At 73.2% G+C, this 19437-nt stretch carries 19 protein-coding genes; 9 read left to right on the top strand and 10 right to left on the bottom strand.

Annotated elements, in window-relative coordinates:
- Positions 1-74 precede the first annotated feature (74 nt).
- From QOL15_RS00565 to QOL15_RS00555, 3 genes are all read left to right on the top strand, one after another.
- A complete protein-coding gene (locus QOL15_RS00565) occupies positions 75-998 on the top strand; it encodes a HipA domain-containing protein (RefSeq protein WP_071249373.1) in 924 nt (307 codons plus the stop codon).
- A gap of 64 nt (positions 999-1062) precedes the next feature.
- Positions 1063-1776, top strand: a complete 714-nt coding sequence (locus QOL15_RS00560) for an HIRAN domain-containing protein (protein ID WP_175473874.1) — start codon at positions 1063-1065, stop codon at positions 1774-1776.
- 104 nt (positions 1777-1880) lie between these two features.
- Positions 1881-2087: a hypothetical protein gene (locus tag QOL15_RS00555; protein WP_065961690.1), complete on the top strand. Its 207-nt coding sequence runs from the start codon at positions 1881-1883 to the stop codon at positions 2085-2087.
- 27 nt (positions 2088-2114) lie between these two features.
- Here the strand turns inward: QOL15_RS00555 and QOL15_RS00550 are convergent, their stop codons facing one another.
- Positions 2115-2876 (bottom strand): tyrosine-protein phosphatase, encoded by a 762-nt coding sequence (locus QOL15_RS00550; RefSeq protein WP_139197595.1) that lies wholly within the window; start codon positions 2874-2876, stop codon positions 2115-2117.
- Between the two features lies 1 nt (position 2877).
- Positions 2878-6426, bottom strand: a complete 3549-nt coding sequence (locus tag QOL15_RS00545; RefSeq protein WP_071249370.1) for a proline dehydrogenase family protein — start codon at positions 6424-6426, stop codon at positions 2878-2880.
- 119 nt (positions 6427-6545) lie between these two features.
- Here QOL15_RS00545 and QOL15_RS00540 point away from each other — a divergent pair, with 119 nt between their 5' ends.
- Positions 6546-7019: a MarR family winged helix-turn-helix transcriptional regulator gene (locus QOL15_RS00540; RefSeq protein ID WP_071249392.1), complete on the top strand. Its 474-nt coding sequence runs from the start codon at positions 6546-6548 to the stop codon at positions 7017-7019.
- Between the two features lie 90 nt (positions 7020-7109).
- Here QOL15_RS00540 and QOL15_RS00535 read toward each other — a convergent pair whose 3' ends face one another.
- The 6 genes from QOL15_RS00535 to QOL15_RS00510 all read right to left on the bottom strand — a co-directional run bounded on the left by QOL15_RS00535 (position 7110) and on the right by QOL15_RS00510 (position 12971).
- On the bottom strand, positions 7110-7835 hold the full coding sequence (locus QOL15_RS00535) for an anti-sigma factor (RefSeq protein WP_083394131.1): 726 nt from the start codon (positions 7833-7835) through the stop codon (positions 7110-7112).
- On the bottom strand, positions 7832-8341 hold the full coding sequence (locus QOL15_RS00530; protein WP_065961683.1) for a sigma-70 family RNA polymerase sigma factor: 510 nt from the start codon (positions 8339-8341) through the stop codon (positions 7832-7834). The genes QOL15_RS00535 and QOL15_RS00530 overlap by 4 nt, the downstream gene beginning before the upstream one ends.
- A gap of 2 nt (positions 8342-8343) precedes the next feature.
- On the bottom strand, positions 8344-9042 hold the full coding sequence (locus QOL15_RS00525; RefSeq protein WP_065961682.1) for a YceI family protein: 699 nt from the start codon (positions 9040-9042) through the stop codon (positions 8344-8346).
- A 185-nt stretch (positions 9043-9227) separates the two neighbouring features.
- Positions 9228-9905, bottom strand: a complete 678-nt coding sequence (locus QOL15_RS00520; RefSeq protein WP_071248329.1) for a hypothetical protein — start codon at positions 9903-9905, stop codon at positions 9228-9230.
- Positions 9906-10453: 548 nt separating this feature from the next.
- Positions 10454-11317 (bottom strand): SMP-30/gluconolactonase/LRE family protein, encoded by an 864-nt coding sequence (locus QOL15_RS00515; RefSeq protein ID WP_071248323.1) that lies wholly within the window; start codon positions 11315-11317, stop codon positions 10454-10456.
- 58 nt (positions 11318-11375) lie between these two features.
- Complete coding sequence (locus tag QOL15_RS00510; RefSeq protein ID WP_083394051.1) at positions 11376-12971, bottom strand: MFS transporter; 1596 nt, start codon at positions 12969-12971, stop codon at positions 11376-11378.
- Positions 12972-13316: 345 nt separating this feature from the next.
- Here QOL15_RS00510 and QOL15_RS00505 point away from each other — a divergent pair, with 345 nt between their 5' ends.
- A complete protein-coding gene (locus QOL15_RS00505) occupies positions 13317-14174 on the top strand; it encodes an NAD(P)-dependent oxidoreductase (protein WP_071248320.1) in 858 nt (285 codons plus the stop codon).
- A gap of 88 nt (positions 14175-14262) precedes the next feature.
- Here the strand turns inward: QOL15_RS00505 and QOL15_RS00500 are convergent, their stop codons facing one another.
- Positions 14263-14451 carry a zinc transporter permease gene (locus QOL15_RS00500; protein WP_065961569.1) on the bottom strand — a complete coding sequence of 63 codons (189 nt, stop codon included), beginning with the start codon at positions 14449-14451 and terminating at the stop codon, positions 14263-14265.
- Between the two features lie 111 nt (positions 14452-14562).
- The gene (locus QOL15_RS00495) at positions 14563-15525 is read right to left on the bottom strand and encodes a DNA-3-methyladenine glycosylase (protein WP_370692494.1); all 963 of its coding nucleotides are present in this window, start codon (positions 15523-15525) and stop codon (positions 14563-14565) included.
- An 80-nt stretch (positions 15526-15605) separates the two neighbouring features.
- Between QOL15_RS00495 and QOL15_RS00490 the strand changes: the two genes are divergently transcribed.
- The 4 genes from QOL15_RS00490 to QOL15_RS00475 all read left to right on the top strand — a co-directional run bounded on the left by QOL15_RS00490 (position 15606) and on the right by QOL15_RS00475 (position 19328).
- The gene (locus QOL15_RS00490; RefSeq protein WP_071248314.1) at positions 15606-16634 is read left to right on the top strand and encodes a 6-phosphofructokinase; all 1029 of its coding nucleotides are present in this window, start codon (positions 15606-15608) and stop codon (positions 16632-16634) included.
- A gap of 76 nt (positions 16635-16710) precedes the next feature.
- Positions 16711-17688 (top strand): MDR family oxidoreductase, encoded by a 978-nt coding sequence (locus QOL15_RS00485; protein ID WP_071248312.1) that lies wholly within the window; start codon positions 16711-16713, stop codon positions 17686-17688.
- Positions 17689-17808: 120 nt separating this feature from the next.
- Positions 17809-18477 carry a GntR family transcriptional regulator gene (locus tag QOL15_RS00480; RefSeq protein ID WP_071248309.1) on the top strand — a complete coding sequence of 223 codons (669 nt, stop codon included), beginning with the start codon at positions 17809-17811 and terminating at the stop codon, positions 18475-18477.
- A 35-nt stretch (positions 18478-18512) separates the two neighbouring features.
- Positions 18513-19328 (top strand): ABC transporter ATP-binding protein, encoded by an 816-nt coding sequence (locus QOL15_RS00475; RefSeq protein WP_071248306.1) that lies wholly within the window; start codon positions 18513-18515, stop codon positions 19326-19328.
- Positions 19329-19437 lie beyond the last annotated feature (109 nt).

The raw sequence follows: 19437 nt of genomic DNA, 5'->3' as shown, positions 1-19437 counted from the left end.
CCGAACGGCGCGATGCGCCGCAGCACGCCCACGTCATCGATGCCCGACCCCCAGATATCCGACATGATGGGCTGATGGTGGGGCGCATCGACGTGAGCGGGTGGGAGCACGTCCGCGTCGAACCGCGAGGCGCGACGAAGAAGGAATGGCTCCGCCATCCGGAGGCGAGCTCCAATGATCCCGCATCCGACTGGCTCTTCAAGGCAGTCGTCGACCATGCGGATGGTTCGCGTCAGGCCGGGGACTTCACGGAGGTCATCGCAGCGCGCGTCGCATCGCATCTCGGCCTCCCCGTCGCGGAGACCGAACTCGCACGTCGTGATCGGGTCGACGGCGTCATCGTCCGGAACGTCCAGCCCATCGGCTTCGACATGATCACCGGTCGGCTCGCCATGCTCGACGCACTTGGGGTCACTGCGCGGGGCTCCGACCGCGACCGGACTGCAACCCGAGGGCACAGTTTGGACAACGTCATCGAGACGCTCGCCGAGTACGACGTGCCACCCGGCGCCGTCTCCTGGGATGGTTGTTCAGCGCAGGACGTCATGGTCGCCTACTTGCTCCTCGACGCGTTGATCGGGAACACAGACCGACACGAGCACAACTGGTCCGTGCTCAGGAATCGAGACCCCTCTGGGCGAGATCACTTGGCTGCCCTCTACGACCTCGGCGCATCGATGGGTTTCCAGCTCACCGACGAGCGCCGAGCTTCGATACTGAGCGCGCCCGAAGGCATCTCTCGGTTCGTCGAGCGTGGACGCGCCGGGCGATTCGACGGTGACCGAAGAACAACACTCCTGGATCTTGCCGTCCGTGCGTCCCATCGTTGCTCCTCCACTGGCCGAGACCGGCTTCTTGCCATGGTCGATTCGATCGCTTCAATGGATCTCGACAGTGGGGTTCTGGACCTGGACGGCATGTCAGAGGTAGCTCGTACGTTTGCCTCGGCAGTATTGAGCACCAACAGAGGGAGGATCAGCCATGCTCCGTGGACATGACGGTGTTCCGACTTCGACGCTCCTCGTCCTCTGGCAGAAACCGGAGAACAGGGCAATGGTGCCGGTGGCCAAGCTCTCGTACGACGCGGACCGCTACTTCTTCGACTATCTGCCCGCAGCGAAGACCGAGGCGAGCTTCAGGCCCTTGATGGGGTTCCGGGACCTCGACGAGCACTACGAGAGTGACGAACTGTTCCCGCTGTTCCACGAGCGCGTGATGGACCCGGCGCGCGACGATTTTCGGAGAGTCGTCGAAGGACTCGACCTCGACCCGGACAGCGCTACGCCCTGGGAACAGCTTTCGCGTTCCGGCGGCGGTTCTGAGGGCGACACTCTCCAGGTGACGCCGATCCCGCACGAAACCGCAGAGGGTTGGGCGTGTCGAACGCTCCTGTCCGGCCTGCGGTACTTCGAGAAGAAGTCCGTTCAGACCCAAGAAGGGCGAACGAACCCGTACTCGTCATCCGATCACGAGAAGGTGCTCGCCAGCATCCGGCCCGGTGACCACCTTCGACTCAGGCGTGAGATCGGCAACAGCTACAACCCGAGCGCAGTGCTCGTGTTCACCGAGGACGACCACGTAGTGGGTTACCTGCCCGACTGGCTCGCCCGCTTCGTCGGTCCCGTGCTCGATGAAGAGATCATCACAGCGCAAGTCGACCGGGTGAACCCGAGTCGAGCAGGCTGGCATCTTCGCCTGCTGGTCACCGTCGCCAGCACCGAATCCTTCGACGTAGCCCTGGATCGACTTCGAGGTGGGGCCGCCCTTCAGTACTGACGGGGTCCGGTTCGTTCGCCGGGTGGGAAGGTTCGGGATGGACGGAACTGCGCAGACCGCACAGGCACCGTCCGCTCCCACGCCCGCCGCGTAGCGTCCGTGCCATGAGCAACGACGACGAGAACGTCCAGACCGGCCCCGTCATGGACGGTGCCGACGAGGCGACGAACCACGAGAAGCTGCGCGGACTCATCGAGCAGGTCGACCACGACCACCGCGGCGAGGGCGCCGCGGCGATGGCCGACCACCTCCGCGACCGCATGGACGAGACCGGGGTCGAGGACGAGGACGGCGCGGCCACCGAGGACTGACGCCGGTCGCCGGACGGGAGGCGCGACTCACGTCACCGGCGCACGGAACGTGCGCAGGGCCTCCAGTCCGGCGTCGTCCACGCCGCAGCGTGCGGTGAACGCAGGCAGGTCGAAGCCGTCGAGGGCGGCGCGGAACGCGCCCTCGACCGTGGTCCCGTGGGCGGCGCAGAGCGCCTCGATGCGCCCCTCCGGGTCGGGGACGCCGACGCTGGCCCACAGGGCCGGCGCGTTCGCGACGGTGGCGAGGTGGTCGGCGACGATCGCCTCCGGCTCGACGTCGGCGAGGGACAGCAGCACGAGCGCGACGATGCCCGTGCGGTCGCGACCACCGGCGCAGTGGAAGAGCACGCCGCCCGGTGGTGCCTCGACGATCGCCCGGAGCACGGCGCCGGTCCGCTCGGGCAACTGCGCCAGGTGCTGCCCGTAGTACAGCGGGGTGCCCACGATCCCGGACTCCCAGAACGGCTCCCAGAAACCGGGCTCGTCGTCGAGGCCGTCGTGGTCGACCGTCACGGTCGTGAGCCAGGACGGGCGGGCACCGCTGTCCTTCGCGGTCTCGGACGGCGCGCGCAGGTCGACCACGGTCCGGATGCCGAGGTCGTGCACCGCCCGCCATCCGTCCGACGTGACCCGGTCGACGCTCTCCGAGCGGAACAGGCGGCCCGAGGGCGTCGTGGACCCGTCGCGGCGGGGCAGCCCGCCGAGGTCGCGGGCGTTGACCAGGCCCTCGACGGCGATGTCCCGCGTCCGGTCGGACGACGGGCCGGGGCCGGGCACGTCGTGGTCCACGTCAGACCCGCAGCGCCGCGACGTCGGGGTCGAGGTCGCCGAAGCGGTGCGCCGTGATCGACACCGTCTGCTCGCGCAGGTACGGCAGCATCTCGACGAAGCCCGACTCCACCACGGGTCCGTCGTGCACGGTGACGTCGACACTCGCGCCGAGGGCTTCCTCGAGCGGGAGCGGGTCACCGCCGACGAGCCGGATCCGCGCGCCCGGGCCACCGAACGCCGACGAGGACGGGCGGTCCTGCCCCGACGCGAGCACGAGGTCGATCGCGTCCTGCGGTGCCTCGTCGCCGTCCCAGTCGCGCTGGAACACGGCACCGGACGCGGCGCGGCGCAGGAACTCGTCGTCGGACTCGACGAGGTGGTCCACGACGTCGAGCGGTGAGCGCGCCGAGGCGAGCAGCTGCGTCAGGGGACCCGGCAGCGGCCGTGCGGTGCTCAGCAGGACGTGGGCGTGCGCGGCGGTCGCGGCCACGAGCGTGCGGACCAGGTCACCGGTCGGCGACCCCTCGGCGTGCCGGACGACCACCGACTGCGGGCGCCACCGGATCACGTTGCGCTCCACCACCAGCCCGGCGGTGTCGCGGGAGGTCCCGAAGACGGCCTCGCGGGCGCGCACGTCGCTGCGGGCGCCGGCGCGGACGTGGTCGAACTCCTCGAAGGACAGGCCGCTCCGGGAGGCCTCGACGACGGCCGTCACGCGCGAGGACAGCCCGGTGAGCTGGATGCTCTTGTGCACCGTGCGGGGCGTCGGCTCCCACCGGCCGAGGGCGGCGAGGGCGAGGGGGCCGTCGGGCGGCGTGCCCGGGCCGACCGCCGAGGCCTTCCACCCGCCGAGCGGCTGCCGACGCACCTTGGCGCCGGTGGTCGGTCGGTTGACGAACAGCGCGCCGGCCTGGACGTTCGCGGTCCACTCGGCGATCTCGTCCGGGTCGAGGGCCTGCAGCCCGGCGGCGAGCCCGTGGTCGGTGCCGTTCTGCACCGCGATCGCCTGGGCGAGGGTCTCGGTGCGCACGATGCCGAGCACGGGGACCGGCGCCGCGGTCTGGTGCAGGTCGCTGCCCGGGCGGACGCCGTCGCGGATGCCGGGCGACCAGAGCCTCCCGGTGTCGTCGAGCGGGGCGGGCTGGACGAGCCAGGACTCCCCCGGGCCGAGCTCGGTGAGGTGCCGACGGGCCGCTCCGTCGGGTTCGGCCACGAGCGGACCGACCTGGGCGGACGGGTCCGTCGGCCAGGCCACGCGGAGCGTGCGGGTCGCGTCGACGAGCTGACGACGGAAGCGCTCGCTGTCGCCGACCGAGCCGACGAGGACGACGAGCGACGCCGACGTCCGGCGCTGCCCGGCACGACCGAAGGCCGACGTGACGACGTCCTGCACGGCCTGGTCGAGGTCGGCCGTCGGTGTGACGACGATGCTGCTCGTCGCCGTGGTCTCGGCGCTCAGCGGCAGGCCGGCCCGCCACCAGCGGAAGGAGCGCGCGGTGTCGGTGGTGCCGGTGAGGAGCACACGGTCGACCGCGGGGTGCGCGACGAGGTCGCGTCCGAGCTGGTCCTCGTCGATGGCGACGAGCTGGAGCAGCGAGTGCGGGACGCCCGCGTCCCACAGCACGTCGGCGAGCACCGCGCCCGTCCGACCCGCGCGCGGTGCCGGCTTGAGGACGACCCCGCTGCCCGCGGCGATCGCTGCGAGGACGCCGCCGGCGGGCGACGAGACGGGCGACTCCCACGACGGCAGGACCACGGTCAGCCGGGGCGGGACGAACCGTCCGCCGTCGCCGTCGAGCTCCGCGAGCCGTCGGGCACCGTCGGCGTGGTGGTGTGCCAGGTCGACCGCGCGGCTGACGTCGGCGTCGGCCTCGGCCAGGGTGGCCGCGGTCTCGGCGACGGCGACCTCGACGAGCGCGGTGCGCCGGGACTCGAGCGCGTGGGCGATGAGGTCGAGCAGCTCGGCACGGTCGGACGGGTCCTGCCGACCCCAGTTCGCACCGGCCAGCGCGGTGCGGGCGACGATCCGCTCGAGCTTCGACCGATCGGCGGTGCGGGCCGCGCGGAGCGTCTGGACGCCGAGCGGAGACCGCGGCACCCGGGCGAGCAGGTCGGCCGCCCACGCACGGTTGCCCGCGGTCGACGGATCGGTGTCGGGGACGTTCGCGAAGGTCGCCTGCCACCGGGGCGCCCCGGGGTCGGCACGGCGGTCCTGCGTCCGGTGGCTCGCGGGGACGGTCGCGGCCGCGGCGGCGACGAGGTCCCGGAGTCGATCGGCATCGGAACCGGCGTCGGCGTCGCCGTGACCGTCGGGTGCCGTCGCGAGGTCGCGCAGGCGTCGGGCGAGGGTCGGGACCGCGGCGTCGAACCGCTCGGGGTCGACCACGGGGACGCAGACGACGACGTCCCCGACGTCGGCCCGGACGGCGTCGACGGCGGGGCCCGGGGTGCCGAGGAGGGTCGACACGTGCACCCCGTCGGTCACCCCGCGGCGCTGGGCCAGGACCCACGCGGCGGCGGTCAGCAGCGGGTCGTCGGCACCGAGACCGATCCGGACGGCGTCGACCCGCTCGGGGTCGAGCGCCGCGTCGACCAGGCGGAGCCACGCCGCGTCGGTGTCGCGCGCGCTGCTCCAGGTCGCCTGCGGCTGGTCGTGGAGGACGGCGTCGACGTGCTCCCGCGGGCCGTCCGCGCCCCGGACGATCCGCACGGTGACGGGCGCACCCCCGCGAGCACGACGCCCCTGGGCCCAGGCGGTGACCGCGTCGAGCGCGCCCGCCGAGTCGGGCAGCGAGGTCGGCAGCACGAGGGTCCCGCCGAGCCCGGCGAACTCGTCACGGTCGAGCACGGCGCGGAAGACCGCGACGGTGAGGGCGAGGTCGCGGTGTTCGCCGACCTCGAGCGTCACGCCGGACCCCGGGCGGCCGGACGAGGTGGTGGACACGGCGGTGCGGTACAGCGGCACGAGGCGGTCGACGGCGCGGGCCACGGTCTCGTCGAACGCCCACGCCGACAGCTGCGGCACGACGACGCGGACGGCCGTGGTGACCTGGTCGACGTCGTCGCGGGCGAGCAGCTCCGACAGCGCCTGGAGCCGTCGGTCGCTCTCCGCGGTGCCGAGCACGGCGTCGCCGAGCGGTGTGACGTCGAGTCGCGCACCGGGCCCGGCTGCCTTCGCGAGCACGCCCCCGAGCTTGGCGGGAGCCGCGTCCACGACGAGGTGTCCCGCGAGACGCCGGAGGATGCGTCGCGCGGTCGGCACCACGGCCCACGGCGCCATCGTCGCGAAGCCGCCGCCGAGCGTCACCGCACCGCGCAGGTACCAGGCGAGCGGCTCCGGGACGTCCTGGCTGAGCTGCTCGAGCGTCCGGGCGGCGACCCGGGGGTCCTCCGGTCGGACGACGCGGTCGAGGAACGCCCGCGTGAAGTGCAGCCCGCGCTCGTCACGCAGGACCTCGGCCAGGCGCAGGGCACGCGGGTCGGTCTTGCGAGCAGCGGACGCCGCAGTCCACCGTCGCGCGAGGGCGACGGCGTCGTCGGTGCAGTCCTGCAGTCGCGCGCTCGGCATGCCCCTGATCGTATGCCGCCCCTCCGACCCCACCTCGGAGGCTCCTGGACGAGCCGTCCGGGTCGTCCGAGCGGATGATCCTGGTGAGCACCGCTCGGCTGGTGGATACGCTGAACGGCATGTCGACGGAGGGCAACGGCGGCCACGACTGGGCCACCTGGGACGCGTACCACGATGCTTGGCGACGACTCGACCGGGCGCTCGACCACGCCGTGCAGGAGGGTGCCGGCATCTCGGTCCCGGAGTTCGAGATCCTGATCGGCCTGCACCGCGCACCCGACCACAAGCTACGGGTGCGCGACATCTCGAGCGGCATCGGCTGGGAGAAGTCGCGCGTGAGCCACCAGGTCACGCGCATGGTCGCGCGCGGGCTCGTCGTCCGGGCCGACTGCCCGCACGACGGTCGCGGCAGCTGGGTGGAGATGACCCCGGACGGCCGGCGCGCGGTGCTCGCCGGCATCCGCGCGCACACCGAGGCGCTCGAGGAGCTGTTCTGGAGGCCCGTGGGGACGGACGCGGACACGCTGCGGTCCGTCAGTGCGCGCCTCGAGGACGCGATCGGCCCGGACGAGCACGAGGCCGTCGCGGGCTGACCGGTCGACCGGTCAGCGCGAGGATGCGCTCCGCGCGCGAGTCCGGTCCACGCGCGGCTCCGGTCCGCCCGCGAGTCCGGTCCGCGCGGGTCAGAGGGAGACGCCGGCGAGGGCGCCCTGCTCCCCGCGCAGCCGGACCTGGACGCTCCTGATGTCGTCGCGCGGGATGTCGGTCGACGCCGACAGCCCGCGTGCCTCGGCCCCGGCGGCGGACCACGTCGCCACGGTCTGCGTCGTCCCGTCGGACCGCACGACCACGAGGTCGTACATGACCGAGCCGTCCGCCGACCACTCCTTGCCGCCGTACGAGCAGCCCCAGTCGAAGCGTGTGCCCCACTGCTCCCCGCTCACCGCGAGGTCGACGTCGAGCCCCTGCGAACCGGTCATCGTGTACCGGTCCCCCGGTCCGGTCGCGGTGGGCGACGCGTCCGCGCGCACCGAGCCGGTGCGGTCCCCGGCGGTGCCGACGGCGAGGCCGCCGAGCACGGCGGCGACGACCGCGAGCCCCGCGGTCGCGGCGACCCAGACCCGGCGACGGCGCCGACGGTGGCGGACGCGGTGCGCGACGGCGGCGAGGCTGCTCTCGGGGAGCGGGTCGGGCCTCCCGTCCGGCTCCGCGATCTCGACCGCCTGGTCGGCGGGGAGCTTGGCGAGGAGGCCGGGCAGGCCGACCAACTCGGCGACGGCGGCGGTGCAGCGCACGCACGTCTCGAGGTGCCGCTCGTACTCCAGCCGCTCGTCGGCTGGCAGCGAGCCGAGCACGTAGGCGGCGTCCCACTCGGCGTAGCGGTCGTGCGCGGTCGGGTCCACGCTCATCGGGTCACTCCTCGTTCCTGCAGTGCGAGCCGGAGTGCTCGCAGCCCGTAGTGCAGCCGCGACTTCGCGGTGCCCTCGGGGATGTCGTGCCGTCGTGCGATCTCGGGGACGGTGTGTCCCAGCCAGTAGGCGTCGACCACCACGCGACGGTGGTCCGGGGTCAGCGAGGCGAGGGCGTCCGCGACCACGATCCGGTCGAGCACGGCGTCCGTCCGGTCGGCCTCGGCGCGGTCGACCGGGTGCTCGGTGCCGTGCTCGCGGCGGTTCCGGGCGGACCGGGCGTCGTCGACGACGAGGTTCCTCGCGACCGTGAACAGCCAGGCGCGGGCGCTGTCGGGCGCCCGTTCGAGCACCGCCGGCCGCTGCCACGCTCGGACCATCGTCTCCTGGACGACGTCCTCGACGATCGAGCCGTCCCGCGTCAGGTGCCGGACGTACCGGGTGAGCGCGTCGCCGTGCTCCCGGTACAGGGTCGCCAGCAGCTCGTCCGCGGAACGGCTCGTCATCGTCACTTCGCCAGGTCGAGGGAGAACTCGACGGAGCCCTTCCCGTCCACGGTCACGAACCCGAGCGACGGGGCCTGGACGCCGTAGTCGGCGAAGGTGATCGGCACGGAACCGACGACCTGGACCGTCCCGCCCTTCGCGACGGCGACCTTCGCGTCGGCCGTGACGGGCTGCTGGACGCCGTGCAGGTCCATCGTCCCGGTCAGGGTGACGTCCTGCGCGGTGCCGTCGAGCGCCTTCGAGACGTCGACGGGCTTCGTCAGCGTGAACGTGGCGGTGGGGAACTTGCTCGTCTCGAGCGCCTTGTCGCGGAAGTACGCGTCGCGGGCCGCCTCGGGGGTGCTGATCTCGCCGACCTGCACCGTGACGGTCGCCTTGGTCAGCGAACCACCGGCGACCTCCGCCGTGCCCTCGACGTCCTTCGTGCGACCGACCACGTTCACATCATTCCCCTGCAGGACCTCGTGCACCCGGTAGCCGGCGTACGACGAGCCCTGGCTCTTCCAGGTGCCGTCCGCCTGGTCGGACGCGAGGGAGCCGGCCGACCCGGAGGCGGCGGCGCTGAGCGTGGGCGCGGCCGCGGCCTGCCCGTTGACGGTGTTCGCGTAGATGACCGGGCCGGCGATGGCGGCGGCGGCGCCGATGACGACGACACCGGAGGCGATGCCGATGATGACCTTCGTGCGTGTGCGGAGTCCCATACCCAGACGACGAGACGGGTGGGCGGATCGTTCACCGTCGTCCCGACGAGCGGGTGCGCGAGCGTGTCGCGACCAGGGTGGGCGCCGTTCCGTGGCCGCATCGCGTGGACGTGGAACGGCGCCGCTCCCTGATCGGGGGCGGCGCCGTTCGCGTGTCGTGCTGGTGGTGCTGGTGGTGCGGGGTGTTACTTGATCTGGGCGGTGATCGTGGCGGTCCCGACGAGCAGGCCACCCTTGACGGCGTCGGTCTTGAAGGTGCTGTTGAGCAGCTTCGCGGCGTCGTCGGAGACGTGGACCGTGGTGCCGGTCAGGATCGCGTTGTCACCCTCGAGCTGGAGCGGCTTCAGGGTGCCACCGTGCAGCGAGAACAGGTACGCGTTCGACACGGCGACCTGACCGTTGACCAACACGTCACCGTAGAGCTTCGACGAGCCCGGGTTCACGACGAAGTTCTCCAGCGTCACCGTCGTGTCACCGGCCGAGAGCGTCAGCCCCGAGTCGTCGTGGTCCAGCAGGCCCTGCACGTAGGGGCGGTAGTTGCCGTCCGGCGACCAGTACGTCACCGAACCGGCGGTGATCGGGAACGACACCGACCCGTTCTCGAGCTTCGCGTTGCCCGACACACCCGGGGTCAGGCCCAGCGAGGTCAGCGCGTCGGTGAAGCCCTTGTCGAGCGCGACCGCGGTGTTGCCACCCTTGACCTCGGGCACCGAAGCGACCGGGCCGGGGATCTTCGACGACGAGGACGAGACCGTGTGGATGCTGCCGTCGGCCTGCGCGGCGGAGACACCGAACGCGGCACCGCCCAGCACGAGCGCACCCGTGGTGGCGAGGGTGATGGAGGTCTTGAGGCTCTTGCGCATGTCTGCGTTCCTTTCGTTGTCGCGCTCGGCGCGAATCCCTGGATGCGCGCCGAACACACCCCGAACAGGGGTGGAGAACCAGCTACCTGCGGCTGGTGAGCGCTCCGGGTGTTTCCCGGCTTGTGCAGGTGATTCGACACCCCCCACCGAACGGTTTGGACGGATTCCTGGTCGTTACCGTTCTGTGACAAACCCGGGGGACGAGGGTCCGATCACCGCGCGTCGAGACACGCTCGGCGCCCCGCACGCGGGGGACACGGACGGGCGGGCGACGGTCCCGACTGCGGCGCGGACCGGCTCCACCACGTCCCGGTGCCGGACGGCGACCGCGCAGGGGAAGCAGAGCAGGTCGCCCGCACGCACGTCCGCGGGGACGGCGACCCGCTGCGTGCCCGGCGTCCGGCCCGGGCTCGAGACCTCGACCCCGACGACCGGCGCGCAGCTCACCCGTCCGACGAGCCGTACGACCTCGAGCACGGCGTACGCCGGGACCACGGCGTCGAGCGCTCACGGACCGGTGACGGTGGCCCTGACCGTGACGCGGACGCTCAGGGGCCGGGAACGGCGACGCGGACGGCGCTGATCCGCCCGGCACGCGTCGTCGCGGTCGTGGCCGGGTCGTAGCTGTCGGCCGTGGCGAGGTACAGCGTCCGGCCGTCCTCCCCGCCGAGCGCGCAGTCGATCGCGCAGCGCCCGGGGGCGTCGATCCGGTCGGTGACCGTGCCGCCCTCGACCACGCGGAGGAACTCGCCCGTGTCCACCGAGCAGACCCAGACCGCACCCTCGGCGTCGACCGTGCTGCCGTCGGGGGTGACGCCCTCCGGGAGTGCGGCCCACTCGCGCCGGCCGGTCAACGAGCCGTCCGGCTCCATGTCGAACGCCGTCAGCCGACCGCCCCAGGTCTCGCTCACCACGAGGGTCCGCGTGCCGGGCAGCACGTTCGCGCTGTTCGGGAAGACCAGTCCGTCGGCCGCGCGCCGGGCGGAGCCGTCCGGCTCGACGACGTACAGCGGGCCGGGCCGCAGCTCCTCGCCGCCGTACAGGTCGTAGCCGAACGCCCCGACGTAGGTCCGGCCGGTCTGCTCGTCGACCACCAGGTCGTTGAGGAGCGAGGGCTCGACGGCGGACAGGTCGGCGAACACCGACGTCGAGCCGTCCGGTGCGGCGGCGACGAGGGTCCGTGACTCCATCGAGCTGATGACGAGTCGGCCGTCCGACAGCCAGCCGAGCCCCGAGGACTGCCCCTCGACGACGGCCTCGACCCGGGGCGCCTCGGACGAGGCGGGGTCCACCGAGAAGACCTCGCCCGTGTGCATGTCGGAGTACCAGAGCCGTCCGCCGTGCCACCGGTTGCCCTCGGGGAACCGGATGCCGGTGACGATGTCGGTCGCGGAGTCGAGCGTCGTGTCCACGGACCCAGCCTGCCAGCGGCACCCGTCGGCGGCCCGGGAGTGGTCCGCTGCCAGGTGGTCAGACCGTCGCCTCGGTCCCCCGCACCTTGCCGACGACCACGTCGACGATGCCCGCGAGGAGCGCGACCGCCACGAAGCCGAGGGACACCCCGAGCGCGAGCGGCAGCCCGGTCGAGTAGTCCCCGCGGGAGTCGGCGAGCGCCGAGTAGAAGACGCTGCCGACCGCGGCGATGCCGATGGCCGACCCGACGCGCGCGCCGACCTGGATCAGCCCGCCGGCCGAACCACCCTGCTCGACCGGGACCTCGGACAACGTCAGGGTCTGGTTCGGCGAGATGGTGAGCCCCGACCCGACGCCGGCGACCAGGAGCGGCACGACGAGCCACCAGCCGAGGTCCGACTCGTAGTGGTTCGCGACGACCCAGATCACGCCACCCAGTCCGATGAGCACGAGGATCGTCCCGATCACGATCAACTGCCGACCGAACCGGTGCACGATCCGCCCGCCGATCGTCGACGCCACCCCGGACCCGATCGCGAACGCCACCGAGGACAGGCCCGCGAGCAGCGCCGAGTAGTGCAGCCCGGACTGCAGCGCGAGCGTCAGGACGAAGAACAGCGGCGTGAAGCCCGCGAAGTACACCGTGGCGAGGCCGACGCCGAGCGAGAACGACCGGCGGCGGAAGAGCGCGAGGTCGATCACCGGCTCCTTGGTGCGGGCGTAGCGCCGCTCCCAGAGGACGAACAGGACCGCGAAGACGACGGCGGCCACGACGAGCCACCACTTCGCGTTGCTCTTCCACTGCTCGGACTGCACGAACGGCAGCAGCAGCGCGACGACCGCGGCGCCGAGCAGGGCGATGCCCACCGGGTCGAAGTCGTGCTTCCGGCCTCGGGTCGACCCGTCGGCCTGCGGCAGGTACTTGAAGGCCAGGAGGATCGTGACCAGTCCGACGGGCAGGTTCACGAAGAAGACGAACCGCCACCCGTTCTCGGTGCCGAACGCCGTGATGAGCAGGCCGCCGACGAGCGGGCCGATCGCCGTGGCGATGCCGACCGTCGCGCCGAAGAGGCCGAACGCGGTACCGCGCTCCTTGCCGCGGAACAGCTGCTGGATGAGCGCGGTCACCTGCGGGGTGAGGAGACCACCGGCCAGGCCCTGCACGAGCCGGGCGACCACCAGGACGATGCCGTTCGGCGCGAAGCCGCACAGCGCACTCGCGACCGTGAAGAGCCCGACGCCGATCACGAACATCCGGCGCCGGCCGGAGGCGTCCCCGAGTCGACCGCCGGGCACGAGGAGCAGACCGAACGACAGCGCGTAGCCGGACAGGATCCACTGCACCGCCTCGGGCGACGCACCGGGGAGGCCGCTCGAGATCGACTGCAGCGCGACGTTCACGATCGACACGTCGAGCAGCACGATCCCCCCGCCGAGCAGGCAGATGACGAGCGCCTTCCACCGGTTCGGGTCGGGCTGGTCGCCCCCGTGCTCGACCCGCTGCTCGCGAGCGGGCGGAGCGTCCTGCTCGCGAGCCGGGTGCGCGTCGGGGGCAGGCCCGGCGACCTCGGCGGCCGCTGCGTGGTGGGCGTCGTGGTGCGCGACGGTGGGAGCCGCGTCGGGCTCGGCGGACTTGCGGTGTTCGGCTGTCATGACCACTTCACGCTAGGCGCGGGTGGCTGCCGGGATCGCAGACGCGGTTCGCTTCCTGTCCCCCGGACGTGAGCACCTGTACAGCCGAGGGGGTGCGAGGGCGGCCGTCGTGGGTTCGGGTCCGGGACGGACGCCCTCGCGCTACGGCGCCGTCGGGTTCGACGCTGAGGGTCTGGACGAGGCCGACCCGGGAACAGGGATCCGGGCCCCCGCAGCAGGGTCTACGGGGTAGCCCGGCAGACGTTACCTCCGCGCCGCACCGGTACTCCCAGCGGATGCCCGGGCCAGGAGTGCGGCCCCGCGTCCGCTCGAGCCCTCCCCAGCCGCCCGTGCCACGCTCGACCCGTGCACTCCCTCCCCACCGTCGTCATCGCCGGCTGCGGCGACCTCGGCACCGAGACCGGCCTGCGCTTCGCCGCGCAGGGTCACCCGGTCGTCGGCCTCCGCCGCAGCGCCGACCGCGTCCCCGCCCCGCTGACCGGCCGTGCGGTCGACCTCCGCCGCGAGGTCCCGACCATCCCGGACGACACCGGCGTGGTCGTCGTGGCCTTCGCCGCCGGGTCCCGCGACGTCGACGAGTACCGCGCGACCTACGTCGACGGGCTCCGCAACGTGCTCGACGGCATCGCCGCGTCGGCCGCCGACCCGCGCCTGCTCGTCGTGTCCTCCACGGCGGTGTACGACGTCGCCGACGGCAGCGTCGTGACCGAGGCGACCCCGGCGCGCGGTGGTACCCCGACGGCCGCCGTCCTCGTCGAGGCCGAGGCGCTCCTGCGCGAGCGCGCACCCGGTGCCGTGCTCGTCCGTCTGTCCGGCATCTACGGGCCCGGGCGGGAGCGGCTGATCACGCAGGTGCGCGAGGGGGCGGCACGGCTCGCGCCGGGCACGTCGCCGCACACGAACCGGATCCACCGGGACGACGCGGCCGCCGCGATCGTGCACCTGGCGTCCGTGCCGGATCCGGCGCCCACGTACCTCGGCACGGACGACGAACCGAGCCGCCTGGACGACGTCCTGCGGTTCCTCGCCGCCGAGCTCGGACTCCCGGAGCCGACGGTCGGCGAAGGCGACGCGCGACAGGCCGGCGGCGACAAGCGCCTGTCGAACGCGCTGCTGCGGTCGACCGGGTGGGAGCCCCGGTACCCGACCTTCCGCGAGGGCTACCGCGCGGTGCTGGCCGGCGAGGGCGTCCGGCACCCGTAGGGCGCCCGCGCGACCCGACGACGGACGGGAGGCCCGTGGCGGGCCCGCCACGCGCCTCCCGTCCGTCGGGTGGTCGGCTCAGCGACGCTCAGTGCTCGTCGTAGTGGTCCTCGTGGCGAGCGTGCCGGTGGCCGTCGTGCACGAAGTCGACGTGGTCGCCGTGCTCGACGGTCTCGTGCTCGCCGCCGTCCTGCTCGTGGTCGTGGTCGGCGACGTCGTGCTCGGCGACGCGGTGCTCCTCGGCCTCGGCGGCGGGGGTGGTGTCCGGGTTCGACATGGTTCCTCCTTCGTGAGATCAGTTCTCAACAGAAGGCTACGGGAGCGGACCGGGACTGTCCGCGTCGACGCCTGATGAGGCGCACAGCACCGGTCGACGGACCGGCCGGGGTCAGTGCCAGCGGTGGTCCTGGATCGTCATGCGCGGCCCGAACGCCGGCTTCCGGAAGCCCGAGCCCCCGATCAGGCGCACGACCCGCTCCCGGTGCCCGCGCCACGGCTCGAGCAGCTCGAGCATGCCGTCGTCGTCCACCGGACCGCCCGCCAGCGCCCACCCGACGAGCGCGGGCACGTGGTAGTCCCCGACGCTCGGCGCGTCCGGGTCGCCGTGCGCGCGCTGCGCCGTCTCCGCTGCGGTCCACCTCCCGATGCCGGGGACCGACTGGAGCCGCTGCGCGACGACCGCGCCGCCGCGACCGAGCCCCAGCGTCCGCTCGAGTGCGGGCGCGACCTTCACCGCCCGCATCACCGTCGCCGAACGGCCGGGCTCGATGCCGGCCCGGTGCCACTCCCAGCTCGGGATCCGTGCCCACTGCTCGGGGGTCGGCGGGACGAACATCTCCGCGGGTGCCGGACCGGGTGCCGGCTCACCGAAGCGCCGCAGCAGGTACCGCCACGCACGCCAGGCCTGCCGCGAGGTCACCTTCTGCTCCATGATCGCCGGCACGAGCATCGCCACGACGGTGTTCGTCCGGAGCAGGCGCAGCCCCGGTTGGCGGTGCCGCGCCTCGGCCAGGAAGGCGTGGGCGCCCACGTCGAGGTCGGACCAGTCGTCGCCGCGGCCGAGCAGGTCCGGCGCGTGGGTCACCGCCCACGCGGCACCGTCGCCCCACGCCGACACCGCGACGGCGTCGCTGCCCGCGCGGCGGACGAGCACCGAGGCCGCCCCGACCGGCGTGCGCAGCGCGAGCCACGTGTCGGACCCGACCACCCGGAAGGCGGGGTCGCCGGAGCCGCGCTGCAGGGGCCGGAGGGTCGCGCGGACGTCCACCGCGCCTCCCGGCCGGTACACCGTGTCGACCCGCACGGCCGCGGCGGGCCCGTCGGACGGGCCGGGGGCGACGGGGGACGGCAGGGACACACGGGGATGGTAATGCCCCATCACCGTCAGACATGATGGGGAGGTCCCCGCAACCCGACGACGTTGGAGTCTCCGTGCGCATCGGCATCCTCACCTCCGGAGGCGACTGCCCCGGACTCAACGCGGTCATCCGCGCCATCGTGCTCAAGGGCATCGCGATCCACGGCCACGAGTTCGTCGGCTTCCGGGACGGCTGGCGCGGGGTGGTCGACGGGGACATCGTGCCCCTCGGCCGCAAGGACATCCAGGGCATCGCCAAGCAGGGCGGGACGATCCTCGGCACGAGCCGCACGAACCCCTTCGAGGGACCGAACGGCGGCGTCGAGAACATCACGAAGACCCTCGAGCGGCACGGCATCGACGCCATCGTCGCGATCGGCGGCGAGGGCACCCTGGCCGCCGCGAAGCGCCTCACCGACGCCGGCCTGCGGATCGTCGGCGTCCCGAAGACCGTCGACAACGACCTCGGCGCCACCGACTACACGTTCGGCTTCGACACCGCCGTCGCGATCGCGACCGAGGCGATGGACCGCCTCCGCACGACCGGGGAGTCGCACTCGCGGTGCATGGTCGCCGAGGTGATGGGCCGGCACGTCGGCTGGATCGCGCTGCACTCCGGCATGGCTGCGGGCGCGCACGCGATCCTCATCCCCGAGCAGAAGACGAGCATGGAGCAGATCGCGACGTGGGTGCGTGCCGCCTACGACCGCGGTCGCGCACCGCTCGTCGTGGTCGCCGAGGGCTTCGTCCCGGACCACGAGGACACCGCGCACACGGAGCGGGGGCTCGACGCGTTCGGGCGACCGCGGCTCGGCGGCATCGGCGAGCGGCTCGCTCCGCTGATCGAGGAGATGACCGGCATCGAGACGCGCGCGACGACGCTGGGGCACATCCAGCGGGGCGGCACCCCGACCGCCTACGACCGGGTGCTGTCGACACGGCTCGGGCTCGCGGCCATCGACTCGGTGGTCGAGGGGCGGTGGGGCCGGATGGTCGCACTCAAGGGGACCGAGATCGTGCACGTCTCGTTCGAGGACGCGCTGGGCGAGCTGAAGACCGTGCCGCAGGCCCGGTTCGACGAGGCCGCCATCATGTTCGGCTAGGCACGTCGTCCCCCGGTGGTGACGTCGTCCACCGCTGGTGGACGGGCGGCCGGGAGGCGCGGGTAGCGTCCGACGCATGACGCGCGCAGTCCTCGTCTCCCGTTCCGCCCCGCCCACGGTCACGCAGGTCGACCTGCCCGAGCCCGCCGAGGGCGAGGTCCTCGTCGACGTGACGTGCTCGAGCGTCAACTACAAGGACGGCCTGGCCCTGGCCGGCAACCCCGGCGTCGCCCGCGTCGACCCGCTCGTGCCGGGCATCGACGTCGTCGGCACCGTCTCGGCGCTCGGACCGGGCGTGCACGACGTGGCGATCGGCGACCGGGTCGTGTGCAACGGCGCCGGGCTCGGCGAGACGCGCCACGGCGGCTGGGCGGACCAGGCGGTCGTCCCGAGCGGGTCGCTCGTCGTGTTGCCGGACGGCCTGCAGGACTCGTTCGCCGCGGCGGTCGGCACGGCGGGCTTCACCGCGATGCTGTCGGTCCTGGCCCTCGAGCGGTCGGTGTCGCCCGACGACGGTCCGGTGCTCGTCACGGGTGCGTCCGGCGGCGTCGGCACGGTCGCGATCGCGCTGCTCGCGGCGCGCGGCTACCGGGTGACCGCGTCGACCGGTCGGCGCGAGCACGAGCGCTCCCTGCGCACCCTCGGGGCGACCGACGTGGTGGACCGTGCGACCATCGCCGATCTCGGCAGGCCGCTGCAGCGGGCGACCTGGGCGGGCGCGGTCGACAGCGTCGGCGGTGCCACGCTCGCGAACGTGCTGGCGTCGACGCGCTGGGGCGGTGCGGTCACGGCGTGTGGCCTGGCGCAGGACTCGGCGTTGCCGACGACCGTGATGCCGTTCATCCTGCGTGCCGTGTCCCTGCTCGGCATCAACTCGGTCGAGGCCCCGCTCGCCCTCCGGCAGCGGGCGTGGGACCGCATCGCGACCGACCTCGACCCGGCGCTGCTCGCCGACGTCACGCGCACGGTGGACCTCGAGCGCGCGGTCACGGTCGGCGCCGAGGTCGTCGCTGGGCGGGTGCACGGCCGGACGGTGGTCGACCTCCGCCGTTGACCGCGCACACGGGTCGACCCCCGCGCTGATCTTTCACATCACTGGTGTTTTCACAAACGTTTGCGTATTTCACGCTAGGTTGGGCGGCGGACCACCCGGAACCCACTGGAGGAGCAGCGCATGCCCGTGCCCAAGTCGACCGTCGAGAACTCGCCCCGCAAGCTGCTGCGCGACGTCGTGCTCGAGAAGATGCTCGCCGCGATCCAGGACGGCACCCTCCAGGCCGGTGAACGCCTCAACGACGACGAGCTGGTCGCCTGGCTCGGGGTGAGTCGCACGCCCATCCGCGAGGCGATCGCGAAGCTCGTCGACTTCGGCCTGGTCGAGATGGAGGCCAACCGCTACACCCGGGTCGCCTCCCCCACGCGCGAGCAGTACGACGACGCCTTCCAGCTGCTCTTCGGGTTCGCCGAGCTCGCCGCGCGCTGGGCGGTCCCGGCCCTCGACGACGCCGCGCTCAAGCAGCTCGGCAAGCTCCTCGACGGAGCCCGGGCGCACGCCGACGCCGAGGACCGCAAGCTCAACGACGACATCGACGCGCTGATCGCGTTCCTCGTCGCGCACTCCGGGAACGAACTGCTCGTGAAGACCGCCGAGGGCATCGTCAACCGCGCGAAGTTCGTGCGGATCGGCCAGCCCGAGTTCGTGTTCTGGGACGTCAAGCACGGGCTCGACTCGTTCCGTGCGGCCGCGAAGGCCCGTGACGGCGAGGCAGCGGGCGCCGTGATCCGCGGCATGTCCCGCGCGATGGCCGAGCACCTCGCCGAGGTCCGCGCCGCGAAGGCCTGACCCGGGAACGGGCGCGGGTCCGGCAGCATGGAGCAGTGACCGAACCACGCATCGCCGCCGCCGGACTCCGCGTCACCCGCTCCGGCCGGGACCTGCTGCACGACGTCGACCTCACCGTCCGCAGCGGGGAGCACTGGGCCCTGCTCGGCCCGAACGGCGCCGGGAAGTCCACGATGCTCGCGGTCCTCGGCGCCACGAGCCACCCGACGGCGGGCACCGTCGAGGTCCTCGGTCGGCGACTCGGCCGGACCGACGTCCGCGCGCTCCGCGAGCACATCGGGCACGTGGACCCACGGCACCGGGTCCTCTCGCCCCTGACCGTGCTCGAGGTCGTCCTCACCGGCCTGACCGGGACGACCGACCTCATGCTGCGCTGGGAGCCCACGGCCGAGCAGCTCGACGCCGCACACCGGCTCGTGGCCGACGTCGGGCTCGTCGCACGCACCGACGCGCGCTGGCCGGTCCTCTCGCAGGGGGAACGCGGACGGGCACTCATCGCCCGGGCCCTCGTGGCGGAGCCCGACCTGCTGCTGCTCGACGAACCCGCGACCGGGCTCGACGTCGCCGCGCGGGAGCACCTGCTCGAGACCGTCGACGCCCTGCGCACGCGACGCCCCGACCTGTCGAGCGTGATGGTCACCCACCACCTCGAGGACCTGCCGGCCTCGACCTCGCACGCGCTGCTGCTCCGCGACGGGGCCGTCGTGGCGCAGGGGCCCGCGGACGCGGTCGTCACGTCGTCCGCGGTGTCCGCAGCCTTCGCGTTCCCGCTCACCGTCGACCGTGTCGGTGGGCGCTGGCACGCACGCCGGGCGCCGGGGGCGACCCGCGCCTCCCATCCCTCGTCCTGACCCCGGGGACACCGGGACGGACGGGCCGGCCGCGGCGACGCGCGGACCGACCGGGCCGGCGGCCCGAGCGGCCCGACCGCCCGAACGGGGCGAGCGGGCCGACCCGGCC

This window comes from Curtobacterium sp. MCBA15_012 (assembly GCF_001864935.2).
Classification (GTDB): Bacteria; Actinomycetota; Actinomycetes; order Actinomycetales; family Microbacteriaceae; genus Curtobacterium.
This window is presented reverse-complemented; position numbering and strand designations above follow the sequence as displayed.

Excerpts from the sequence above, each read along its gene's own strand:
- QOL15_RS00565 (WP_071249373.1), top strand. The coding sequence starts at position 75 with ATGGTGGGGCGCATCGACGTGAGCGGGTGGGAGCACGTCCGCGTCGAA.
- QOL15_RS00555 (WP_065961690.1), top strand. The coding sequence starts at position 1,881 with ATGAGCAACGACGACGAGAACGTCCAGACCGGCCCCGTCATGGACGGT.
- QOL15_RS00545 (WP_071249370.1), bottom strand. The coding sequence starts at position 6,426 with ATGCCGAGCGCGCGACTGCAGGACTGCACCGACGACGCCGTCGCCCTC.
- QOL15_RS00540 (WP_071249392.1), top strand. The coding sequence starts at position 6,546 with ATGTCGACGGAGGGCAACGGCGGCCACGACTGGGCCACCTGGGACGCG.
- QOL15_RS00535 (WP_083394131.1), bottom strand. The coding sequence starts at position 7,835 with ATGAGCGTGGACCCGACCGCGCACGACCGCTACGCCGAGTGGGACGCC.
- QOL15_RS00530 (WP_065961683.1), bottom strand. The coding sequence starts at position 8,341 with ATGACGAGCCGTTCCGCGGACGAGCTGCTGGCGACCCTGTACCGGGAG.
- QOL15_RS00525 (WP_065961682.1), bottom strand. The coding sequence starts at position 9,042 with ATGGGACTCCGCACACGCACGAAGGTCATCATCGGCATCGCCTCCGGT.
- QOL15_RS00520 (WP_071248329.1), bottom strand. The coding sequence starts at position 9,905 with ATGCGCAAGAGCCTCAAGACCTCCATCACCCTCGCCACCACGGGTGCG.
- QOL15_RS00510 (WP_083394051.1), bottom strand. The coding sequence starts at position 12,971 with ATGACAGCCGAACACCGCAAGTCCGCCGAGCCCGACGCGGCTCCCACC.
- QOL15_RS00500 (WP_065961569.1), bottom strand. The coding sequence starts at position 14,451 with ATGTCGAACCCGGACACCACCCCCGCCGCCGAGGCCGAGGAGCACCGC.
- QOL15_RS00485 (WP_071248312.1), top strand. The coding sequence starts at position 16,711 with ATGACGCGCGCAGTCCTCGTCTCCCGTTCCGCCCCGCCCACGGTCACG.
- QOL15_RS00480 (WP_071248309.1), top strand. The coding sequence starts at position 17,809 with ATGCCCGTGCCCAAGTCGACCGTCGAGAACTCGCCCCGCAAGCTGCTG.